The 9,860-nt window shown below is 72.9% G+C and carries 10 protein-coding genes; all 10 read left to right on the top strand.

Going from position 1 to position 9,860, the window contains the following annotated elements:
- The first annotated feature begins 106 nt into the window (after window positions 1-106).
- Window positions 107-1,801 carry a nitrite/sulfite reductase gene (locus E0D90_RS19295; RefSeq protein WP_130799416.1) on the top strand — a complete coding sequence of 565 codons (1,695 nt, stop codon included), beginning with the start codon at window positions 107-109 and terminating at the stop codon, window positions 1,799-1,801.
- The gene (locus E0D90_RS19290) at window positions 1,798-2,022 is read left to right on the top strand and encodes a hypothetical protein (protein ID WP_130799415.1); all 225 of its coding nucleotides are present in this window, start codon (window positions 1,798-1,800) and stop codon (window positions 2,020-2,022) included. The genes E0D90_RS19295 and E0D90_RS19290 overlap by 4 nt, the downstream gene beginning before the upstream one ends.
- Window positions 2,015-2,770 carry a phosphoadenylyl-sulfate reductase gene (locus E0D90_RS19285; protein WP_130799414.1) on the top strand — a complete coding sequence of 252 codons (756 nt, stop codon included), beginning with the start codon at window positions 2,015-2,017 and terminating at the stop codon, window positions 2,768-2,770. The genes E0D90_RS19290 and E0D90_RS19285 overlap by 8 nt, the downstream gene beginning before the upstream one ends.
- A 110-nt stretch (window positions 2,771-2,880) precedes the next feature.
- On the top strand, window positions 2,881-3,441 hold the full coding sequence (cysC, locus tag E0D90_RS19280) for an adenylyl-sulfate kinase (protein WP_130799413.1): 561 nt from the start codon (window positions 2,881-2,883) through the stop codon (window positions 3,439-3,441).
- Window positions 3,438-4,409, top strand: a complete 972-nt coding sequence (gene cysD / locus E0D90_RS19275) for a sulfate adenylyltransferase subunit CysD (RefSeq protein WP_103501574.1) — start codon at window positions 3,438-3,440, stop codon at window positions 4,407-4,409. The genes cysC and cysD overlap by 4 nt, the downstream gene beginning before the upstream one ends.
- Window positions 4,410-5,780, top strand: a complete 1,371-nt coding sequence (locus E0D90_RS19270; RefSeq protein ID WP_130799412.1) for a sulfate adenylyltransferase subunit 1 — start codon at window positions 4,410-4,412, stop codon at window positions 5,778-5,780.
- 254 nt (window positions 5,781-6,034) lie between these two features.
- Window positions 6,035-7,165, top strand: a complete 1,131-nt coding sequence (locus E0D90_RS19260; RefSeq protein WP_130799410.1) for an ABC transporter substrate-binding protein — start codon at window positions 6,035-6,037, stop codon at window positions 7,163-7,165.
- A 26-nt stretch (window positions 7,166-7,191) separates the two neighbouring features.
- Window positions 7,192-7,986, top strand: coding sequence for an ABC transporter ATP-binding protein (locus E0D90_RS19255; protein ID WP_103501577.1), 795 nt, complete (start codon window positions 7,192-7,194; stop codon window positions 7,984-7,986).
- Entirely contained in the window at window positions 7,973-8,917 is a 945-nt protein-coding gene (locus E0D90_RS19250) for an ABC transporter permease (protein WP_103501578.1), read from the top strand. The genes E0D90_RS19255 and E0D90_RS19250 overlap by 14 nt, the downstream gene beginning before the upstream one ends.
- Window position 8,918: 1 nt before the next feature.
- Window positions 8,919-9,740 carry a sirohydrochlorin chelatase gene (locus E0D90_RS19245; RefSeq protein WP_130799409.1) on the top strand — a complete coding sequence of 274 codons (822 nt, stop codon included), beginning with the start codon at window positions 8,919-8,921 and terminating at the stop codon, window positions 9,738-9,740.
- Window positions 9,741-9,860 lie beyond the last annotated feature (120 nt).

The raw sequence follows: 9,860 nt of genomic DNA, 5'->3' as shown, positions 1-9,860 counted from the left end.
CGCAGCGCCGCGCGTCCCCGCTGTTCAGAGCCGCCCTGCCGCCCCCTGCCCGGAACCCGCGCCGGAGTCCGGTCCGGGGCACGCCGCCGTCGAAGGATCACCAGTCATGGCCGACACCCCTCCCAAGAAGGTCGCCCCGACCCGCCGCAAGGCCGGCCGCCACCGCGGCGAGGGCCAGTGGGCGTCCGGGCACTTCACGCCGCTCAACCCCAACGAGCAGACCAAGAAGGACGACGACGGTCTCAATGTGCGGACACGCATTGAGACGATCTACGCCCAGCGCGGTTTCGACTCCATCGACCCCGCCGACCTTCGCGGGCGGATGCGCTGGTGGGGTCTGTACACCCAGCGCCGCCCCGGGATCGACGGCGGCAAGACGGCCGTGCTGGAGCCGGAGGAGCTGGACGACGAGTACTTCATGCTGCGGGTCCGCATCGACGGCGGCCGGCTGACCACCCGGCAGCTGCGGGTCATCGGCGAGGTGTCCGAGGAGTTCGGACGCGGCACGGCCGACATCACCGACCGGCAGAACGTCCAGTACCACTGGATCCGCATCGAGGACATGCCGGAGATCTGGCGACGGCTGGAGGGCGTCGGGCTCTCCACCACCGAGGCGTGCGGGGACACACCCCGGGTGATCCTGGGCTCCCCGGTGGCCGGGATCGCGAGTGACGAGATCATCGACGGCACCCCCGCCGTGGACGAGATCCACCGCCGCGTGGTGGGCAACCCGGCCTACTCCAACCTGCCGCGGAAGTTCAAGTCGGCGATCTCCGGTTCGCCGCTGCTGGACGTGGCCCACGAGATCAACGACGTCGCGTTCGTCGGCGTCGACCACCCCGAGCACGGCCCGGGTTTCGACGTCTGGGTCGGCGGCGGACTCTCCACCAACCCCAAGATCGGCGTGCGGCTGGGAGCGTGGGTGCCGGTCGAGGAGGTTCCCGACGTCTACGAGGGGATCATCTCGATCTTCCGCGACTACGGCTACCGGCGGCTGCGCACCCGGGCGCGGATCAAGTTCCTGGTCGCGGACTGGGGCGCGGAGAAGTTCCGGCAGATCCTGGAGGACGAGTACCTGCTGCGGAAGATGGCCGACGGCCCGGGCCCCGGGGCGCCGGTCGAGCGCTGGCGCGACCACGTCGGCGTCCACCGGCAGCGCGACGGCCGCTTCTACGTGGGCTTCGCCCCGAAGGTCGGCCGGGTGGACGGCGCCACGCTCACCAAGATCGCCGACCTCGCCGAGGCGCACGGCTCCGGGCGGGTGCGCACGACCGTCGAGCAGAAGATGATCGTCCTGGACGTCGAGGAGGACCAGGTCCCCTCGCTGGTGGACGGGCTGGCCTCGCTCAACCTCACCACCACGCCGTCACCGTTCCGCCGCGGCACCATGGCCTGCACCGGCATCGAGTTCTGCAAGCTGGCGATCGTGGAGACCAAGGGCCGGGCGGCCTCGCTCATCGAGGAACTGGAGCGCCGGCTCCCGGAGTTCGAGGAGCCGATCACGATCAACGTCAACGGCTGCCCCAACTCCTGCGCCCGCATCCAGATCGCGGACATCGGTCTCAAGGGCCAGCTGGTGGCCGACTCCGACGGCAACCAGGTCGAGGGGTTCCAGGTCCACCTGGGCGGTTCACTCGGTCTGGAGCCCGGCTTCGGGCGCAAGATCCGCGGACTGAAGGTCACCTCGGCCGAACTGCCCGACTACGTCGAGCGGGTGCTGCGCAACTTCGAGGAACAGCGGGCCGAGGGCGAGCGGTTCGCCACCTGGGCGGCCCGTGCCGACGAGGGGGCGCTGGCATGAGCGAGCGCGCCGCTCCCTACTACTGCCCCTACTGCGGCGAGGAGGACCTGCGGCCGTCCGAGGAGGGCCCCGGGGCCTGGGAGTGCGCCGACTGCAACCGCGCCTTCCGGCTGAAGTTCCTCGGCCTGCTCGCCTCGGGCTTCACCCGCACCCCGGCCCCGGCCGCCGAGGACACCGCCGCCGGCCCGCCCGCGCCGCCGGGAGGTGGACCCGATGAGTGACACCGGGACAGCCGGGACCAGCAGGGCCAGCGGCACCACCGGAAGCACGGGGACCGACGCCACCGACGCCACGCTGCGCGATCTCGCCGAGCGGGCCGGCCGCGAGCTGGAGGACGCCCCCGCGCTGGAGATCCTCCGCTGGGCCAGCGACACCTTCGGTGAGCGCTTCTGCGTCACCTCCTCGATGGAGGACGCCGTCGTCGCCCACCTCGCCTCCCGGGTCCGGCCCGGCGTGGACGTGGTGTTCCTGGACACCGGCTACCACTTCCCCGAGACGCTCGGCACCCGCGACGCCGTGGCGGAGGTGATGGACGTCAACGTCATCACGCTCACCCCGCGGCAGACCGTCGCCGAGCAGGACGCCGAGTACGGGCCCCGGCTGCACGAGCGCGACCCGGACCGCTGCTGCGCGCTGCGCAAGGTCGGGCCGCTGCGCGAGGGGCTGGAGGGCTACCGGGCGTGGGCCACCGGGCTGCGCCGGGACGAGTCACCGACCCGTGCCACGACCCCGGTCGTCGGCTGGGACGAACGACGGCGCAAGGTCAAGGTCGCGCCGATCGCCCGCTGGAGCCAGGACGACGTCGACGGCTACTTGGCCGAGCACGGCGTGCTGACCAACACCCTGCTGACGGACGGCTACGCCTCGATCGGCTGCGCGCCCTGCACCCGCAGGGTCGCCGCCGGCGAGGACGCCCGCGCGGGCCGCTGGGCCGGCAGCGGCAAGACCGAGTGCGGACTGCACGGCTGATGGGCACCGCAGCGACCGGCCCGGCCGCGGGTGACAGGGACGAGCGTGGCCGGCACCCCGGCCGCGGCGGGTTCGAGCGGATCGCGAGGACGACAGGTGGAGAGCGGGAGATGAGCCAGCAGGTCCCCGGCGCGCCGGACACCGGCGCCACCGTATGGCTGACCGGCCTGCCGAGCGCGGGCAAGACCACCCTCGCCGAGGCGCTCGCCGACCGGCTGCGTGCCGACGGCCACCGCGCGGAGGTGCTGGACGGCGACGAGATCCGCACCTTCCTCTCCGCCGGGCTCGGCTTCACCCGTGCCGACCGGGACACCAACGTGCAGCGGATCGGCTTCGTGGCCGAACTCCTCGCCTCGCACGGGGTGAAGGTCCTGGTACCGGTCATCGCGCCGTACGCGGACAGCCGGGAGGCGGTCCGCAAGCGGCACCAGCAGGCCGGGACCGGCTACCTGGAGGTGCATGTCGCCACCCCCGTGGAGATCTGCGCGGAGCGCGACGTCAAGGGCCTGTACGCGCGGCAGGCGGCCGGGGAGATATCCGGGCTGACCGGCGTGGACGACCCCTACGAGGTGCCGGCCGATCCCGACCTGCGGATCGCCGCGCACCAACAGACCGTGGCGCGGTCCGTGGACGCGCTGTACGTACTGCTGAGCGAGAGGGGACTGGCGTGAGCACGGCGGCCAAGGTCACACGCAGATCCGGGGGGCCGGGCGGAACGGGTGGCGCCGACGGCGCGGAGAACCCCTTCGCCCTCTCCCACCTCGACGCCCTGGAGTCCGAGGCGGTCCACATCTTCCGCGAGGTCGCGGGCGAGTTCGAGCGGCCGGTGATCCTCTTCTCCGGCGGCAAGGACTCCATCGTGATGCTGCACCTGGCGCTCAAGGCGTTCCGCCCCGCGCCGCTGCCGTTCGCGCTGCTGCACGTCGACACCGGCCACAACTTCCCCGAGGTGCTGCGCTACCGGGACCGCCGGGTGGCCGAGCACGGGCTGCGTCTGCACGTCGCCTCCGTCCAGGAGTTCATCGACGACGGCCGGCTCCGTGAGCGTCCCGACGGCACCCGCAACCCGCTGCAGACCGTGCCGCTGCTGGACGCCATCGACCGTGAGCGGTTCGACGCGGTCTTCGGCGGCGGACGGCGGGACGAGGAGAAAGCCCGCGCCAAGGAACGGGTCTTCTCGCTGCGCGACGAGTTCGGCGGCTGGGACCCCCGGCGTCAGCGCCCGGAACTGTGGCAGCTGTACAACGGGCGGCACGCCCCCGGGGAGCACGTCCGCGTCTTCCCGCTCTCCAACTGGACCGAGCTGGACGTCTGGCAGTACATCGCCCGCGAGGAGATCGCGCTCCCCTCGATCTACTACGCGCACGACCGGGAGGTGTTCCACCGCGACGGCATGTGGCTGGCGCCCGGCGAGTGGGGCGGGCCGGGCGAGCGGGAGCGGACCGAGACCCGGCGGGTGCGCTACCGCACCGTCGGCGACATGTCCTGCACCGGCGCGGTCGACTCCGACGCCGACACGGTGGAGAAGGTCATCCTCGAGATCGCCGCCTCCCGTCTGACCGAACGCGGCGCCACCCGCGCCGACGACAAACTCTCCGAAGCCGCGATGGAAGACCGCAAGCGCGAAGGGTACTTCTAGATGACCGCCCCGACGCACGGACCCACGCACGGCCGCCGCGAGCGGCCCTCACTCACCGAGCAGACCTCCGCGACCTCCCTGCTGCGCTTCGCCACCGCCGGCTCCGTCGACGACGGCAAGTCCACCCTGGTGGGCCGCCTGCTCCACGACTCCAAGTCGGTCCTCGCCGACCAGCTGGAGGCGGTCGAGCACGCCTCCCGCAACCGGGGCCAGCAGACGCCGGACCTGGCGCTGCTCACCGACGGACTGCGCGCCGAACGCGAGCAGGGCATCACCATCGACGTGGCCTACCGGTACTTCGCCACCCCCCGGCGGCGCTTCATCCTGGCCGACACCCCCGGGCACGTGCAGTACACCCGGAACATGGTCACCGGTGCCTCCACCGCGCAGCTGGCGGTCGTCCTCGTCGACGCCCGCAACGGCGTGGTCGAGCAGACCCGCCGGCACGCCGCCGTCGCCGCGCTGCTGCGCGTGCCGCACGTCGTCCTGGCCGTCAACAAGATGGACCTGGTGGAGTACGCCGAGCCCGTCTTCGCCGCCATCGCCGCCGAGTTCACCGAGTACGCCGCCTCGCTGGGCGTGCCGGAGGTCACCGCCGTCCCCATCTCGGCGCTGACCGGGGACAACGTGGTGGCGCCCTCGGCGGCCATGGACTGGTACGGCGGCCCCACCGTCCTGGAGCACCTGGAGTCCGTCCAGGTGACCGACGACCCGACGGCGGACCCGGCGCGGTTCCCGGTGCAGTACGTCATCCGCCCGCAGAGCAGCGAGCTTCCCGACTACCGCGGCTACGCGGGGCAGATCGCCTCCGGGGTGCTGCGCACCGGCGAGAAGGTGACGGTGCTGCCCTCCGGGCGCAGCTCGACGGTCACCGGCATCGACCTCCTCGGGGAGCCGGTGGACGTCGCGTGGGCGCCGCAGTCGGTCACGCTGCGGCTCGCGGACGACCTCGACATCTCCCGCGGCGACCTGATCGCGCCCACGGCGTCGGCCGCCGAACCGAGCCAGGACCTGACGGCGACCGTCTGCCATCTGCACGACCGCCCGCTGCGGCCGGGTGCCCGGGTCCTGCTCAAGCACACGACGCGCACGGTCAAGGCGATCGTCCGGGAGATCCCCTCGCGGCTGTCGCTGGCCGACCTCTCCCAGGAACCCGAGCCGGGTGAACTGGCCGCCAACGACATCGGGCGTGTGGTGATCCGCACCGCGGAGCCGCTCGCCGTGGACGCGTACGCCGACTCGCGGCGGACCGGCTCGTTCCTGCTCGTCGACCCGGCCGACGGCTCGACCCTGGCCGCCGGCATGGCGGGCGAGGCGTTCGGCCGGCCCGAGCCGGCCACCGTCGCGGACGACGAGGGCTGGGACTTCTGACCATGTCGGCACACCTTCGTCACGTCCCCCGGACGCGTCCCGCGCGGCCGGTGGCCGACGACGCGTTCGCGACGTTCGACAAGGCGGGCGGACGGATCGGCAGCGGCCTGCGCGGCAGCGGCCAGGGAGGCATCGGGCGATGTGCACGGGTGACGGACGCCGGGCGTCCGTCACCTCCCGCTCCTTCCCGACCACCTCGCTGAACCGCCGGAGCAGGCCAGCAGTGCCGCCCGGCCCACGAAGGGAACAACCCCGTGCGCGCACACCCCTCCGCCAGATCCTCCCGCCGAGTACTCGGCGCCGCGGCCGTCCTCCTGCTGACCGTGGCCGCCTGCGGCTACGGCTCCGACAGCGCTGGCAGCGGCTCCTCCGGTGAGTCCTCCGCTCCGGCGGGCTCCTCCGGCGGCGACGCGCTGTCGGCGGACTCGGTCACCATCGGCTACTTCGCCAACATCACGCACGCCTCGGCGCTGATCGGGCTGGACGACGACGGCGCCATCCGGCAGGAGCTGGGCGGTACCGAGGTCGGCACCCAGGTCTTCAACGCCGGGCCCTCGGCGATCGAGGCGCTCAACGCGGGGGCCGTGGACCTCACCTTCATCGGCCCCAACCCCGCCGTCAACGGCTTCGCGCAGTCCGGCGGCCAGAACCTGCGGATCGTCGCCGGCGCGGCCTCCGGCGGGGCCTCCCTGGTCGTCAACCCCGACACCGTCGACGGCCTGGACGACCTGGCCGGCAAGTCCATCGCCACCCCGCAGCTGGGCAACACCCAGGACGTGGCGCTGCTCAACTACCTGGTGGGCGAGGGCTTCTCGGTCGACGCCGCGAGCGGCAAGGGGGATGTCACGGTGGTGCGCATCCCGAACTCGGAGATACCCACCGCCTTCGAGTCCGGTTCCATCGACGGCGCCTGGGTCCCCGAGCCCACCGCCGCCAACCTCCTGACCCGCGGCGCCGAGACCATCCTCGACGAGGGCGAGCTGTGGGACGACGGCCGGTACGTCGTCACCCACCTGATCGCCTCGCAGTCCTTCCTGGAGGAGCACCCGGACGTGGTCGAGGCGGTGATCCGCGGCCTGGTCACCACCACCGACTGGATCAACGAGAACCCCGACGACGCCAAGGCCGAGGCCAACGCGGCGCTGGAGGCGCTCAACGGCAGCCCGCTGCCCGAGGAGGTCCTCGACCCCGCCTTCGACAACGTCGAGTTCCTCACCGACCCGCTCGCCGCGACGCTGCGCGACGGCGCGGACCACGCGGTGGCGGCCGGGCTCCTGGACGAGACCGACCTCACCGGGATCTACGACCTCTCCCTGCTCAACAAGGTCCTCAAGGACGAGGGTCTGCCCAAGATCACCGAAGACGCCGGCCTCGGCGTCCGCTGACCGCCGCGAACAGCAGGAGGCACGCGATGGCCCTCACCCTCACCACGCCGGACTCCGGCAGCGACACCGCGGCCGGTCACGCCGTCCGCTTCGACCAGGTGACCAAGTCCTTCGGCCGGCGCGGCCGGGAGCAGCAGGCGATCGACGGCGTCAGCCTGACCGTCCGGCCCGGTGAGTTCGTCACGCTCATCGGTGCCTCCGGCTGCGGCAAGTCGACGCTGCTCAACCTCGCCGCCGGTCTCGACGAGCCCACCTCCGGGCGGATCGAGGTCTCCGGCGGGCGGCCGGCCCTGATGTTCCAGGAGCACGCGCTGTTCCCGTGGCTGACGGCCGGCCGCAACATCGAGCTGGCGCTGAAGCTGCGCGGGATGCCCAAGAAGGACCGCCGCGAGGAGGCGGAGCGGCTGCTGGCGCTGGTCCGGCTCTCCGGCACCCACGGCAAGCGCGTCCACGAGCTCTCCGGCGGCATGCGCCAGCGGGTGGCGCTCGCCCGCGCCCTCGCCCAGGACAGCCAGCTGCTGCTGATGGACGAGCCGTTCGCGGCGCTCGACGCCATCACCCGCGATGTGCTGCACGAGGAGCTGACCCGCATCTGGGAGGAGACCGGCCTGTCGGTGCTCTTCGTGACCCACAACGTGCGCGAGGCGGTCCGCCTGGCGCAGCGGGTGGTGCTGCTCTCCTCCCGGCCCGGCCGCATCGTGCGGGAGTGGGAGGTCGACATCGACCAGCCGCGCCGCATCGAGGACGCCAAGGTCTCCGCCCTGTCCGTCGAGATCACCGAACACCTCAGGGGAGAGATCCGCCGCCATGGCCAGCACTGACACCACTCCGGCCGGCCGGGCCGGCGGGCCGGCAGGCGACGGCGGGAACAAGGACCGCCGCGGCGGGGGCGGCGAACTCGCCGACCTGGAGGCCGGTCTCGACGCCCTGGAGACACGGTCGGGACCCGACCGGGCATCCGTGGGACGCGTCCTGCTCAACAAGGTGCTGCCGCCGTTCGTCGCGATCGCACTGGTCCTGACGGTCTGGCAGCTGGCCTATCTGGCCGAGGTCAAGCCCGACTACGTGCTGCCCAGCCCGCTGGACGTCTGGGGCAGCATCGAGCGGATGTGGCTCCAGGGCACCCTGCTGGAGTTCATCTGGACCAGCGTCTCGCGCGGCGTCTCCGGCTTCGCCATCGCCATCGCGCTCGGCACCCCGCTCGGGCTGCTGATCGCCCGGGTCAAGGTGGTGCGGGCGGCGATCGGGCCCATCGTCACGGGGCTCCAGTCGCTGCCGTCCATCGCCTGGGTGCCCGCCGCCATCATCTGGTTCGGGCTGACCAACGGCACCATCTACGCGGTGATCCTGCTGGGGGCCGTGCCGTCGATCGCCAACGGCATCGTGGCGGGCGTGGACCAGATCCAGCCGATCCATCTGCGGGCCGGCCGCACCCTGGGAGCGCGGGGCCTGACCGGCGTCCGGCACGTGCTGCTGCCGGCCGCCCTGCCCGGCTACCTGGCCGGGCTCAAGCAGGGCTGGGCCTTCTCCTGGCGGTCGCTGATGGCGGCCGAGCTGATCGTGAACTCTCCCGCGCTGGGCACCGGTCTCGGGCAGCTCATGGAGAATTTCCGTACCATGCAGGACATGTCGGGCGTACTGGCGTCGATCCTGCTGATCCTCCTGGTCGGCATCGCGATCGATCTGCTGTTCTTCTCGCCGCTGGAGCGGCGGATTCTGCGCAGCCGGGGCCTGCTGGGAAGGAGCGGCTGAGATGGGTTTCTCCTCGACCCTGCCCCCGGCGGGCCGGCCGGGGGCCGCGGGACCGGCGCTGCTGGTGGTGGCGCACGGGAGCCGGGACCCGCGCCACGCCGCGACCGTGACGGCGCTGCTGGACCGGGTCCGCTCGGACCGTCCGGAGCTGACGGTCCGGGGCTGCTACCTCGACTTCACCCTCCCCCATCCGGGGCAGGCGCTGGAGCGGCTCCACGAGGAGGGCGTGCGGGAGGTGGTGGCGGTTCCGCTGCTGCTCACCCACGCGTACCACGCCAAGACCGACATCCCGGCGGTCCTGGCCGAGGCGACCGCGCGGCTCGACGGGCTCACCGTCCGGCAGGCCGGGGTCCTCGGCCCCGACCCGCTGCTCACCGGCGCCCTCACCCGCCGGCTGCACGGCGCCGGGCTGGCCCCCGGGGACCACCCGGTCACCGGCGTGGTCCTGGCCGCCGCCGGCTCCTCCGACCCGGAGGCGATCGCCACGGTCGCACATACCGCGCGGGAGTGGCAGCGCACCGCCCGGTGGTGCGCGGTGCGGCCCGCGTTCGCCTCCGCGTCCCCGCCCACCACGGCGGACGCCGTGCGCGCCCTGCGCGCGCACGGCGTCCGCCGGGTGGCGGTGGCTCCCTACGTCCTCGCGCCCGGCCGGCTGCCGGACCGGATCGCCGCCGGGGCGCGTGAGGCCGGTGCGGACATCGTGGCGCCGGTCATCGGCGACTGTCCCGAGCTGGCCTCGCTGGTGGTCCGCCGCTACGCGGCGGCGGCCGGCACGGTGCCGCTCGGGCTGCCGGCGCCCACCGTCCACCGGCGGACGGGCTGACGCCGAACACACGCGAGAGTGCCGTCACCCGGCGTTGACGCCGCTTGGGTTCTAACGGTCCTCGCAACACCCGCGATCTGTGGGAGTTGCGAGGACCGTGGGCGTTGGACGGGATGATCT

It is taken from the genome of Streptomyces otsuchiensis, assembly GCF_004305975.1.
Lineage (GTDB): Bacteria > Actinomycetota > Actinomycetes > Streptomycetales > Streptomycetaceae > Streptomyces > Streptomyces otsuchiensis.
Note: the sequence above shows the minus strand (reverse complement) of the source record. Positions and strands in the feature narration are given on the sequence as shown.

What these genes read in the sequence shown, in the direction of transcription:
- E0D90_RS19245 (WP_130799409.1), top strand. Translation starts at nt 8,919, where the DNA reads ATGGGTTTCTCCTCGACCCTGCCCCCGGCGGGCCGGCCGGGGGCCGCG.
- E0D90_RS19270 (WP_130799412.1), top strand. Translation starts at nt 4,410, where the DNA reads ATGACCGCCCCGACGCACGGACCCACGCACGGCCGCCGCGAGCGGCCC.
- E0D90_RS19255 (WP_103501577.1), top strand. Translation starts at nt 7,192, where the DNA reads ATGGCCCTCACCCTCACCACGCCGGACTCCGGCAGCGACACCGCGGCC.
- E0D90_RS19295 (WP_130799416.1), top strand. Translation starts at nt 107, where the DNA reads ATGGCCGACACCCCTCCCAAGAAGGTCGCCCCGACCCGCCGCAAGGCC.
- E0D90_RS19250 (WP_103501578.1), top strand. Translation starts at nt 7,973, where the DNA reads ATGGCCAGCACTGACACCACTCCGGCCGGCCGGGCCGGCGGGCCGGCA.
- cysC (WP_130799413.1), top strand. Translation starts at nt 2,881, where the DNA reads ATGAGCCAGCAGGTCCCCGGCGCGCCGGACACCGGCGCCACCGTATGG.
- E0D90_RS19285 (WP_130799414.1), top strand. Translation starts at nt 2,015, where the DNA reads ATGAGTGACACCGGGACAGCCGGGACCAGCAGGGCCAGCGGCACCACC.
- E0D90_RS19290 (WP_130799415.1), top strand. Translation starts at nt 1,798, where the DNA reads ATGAGCGAGCGCGCCGCTCCCTACTACTGCCCCTACTGCGGCGAGGAG.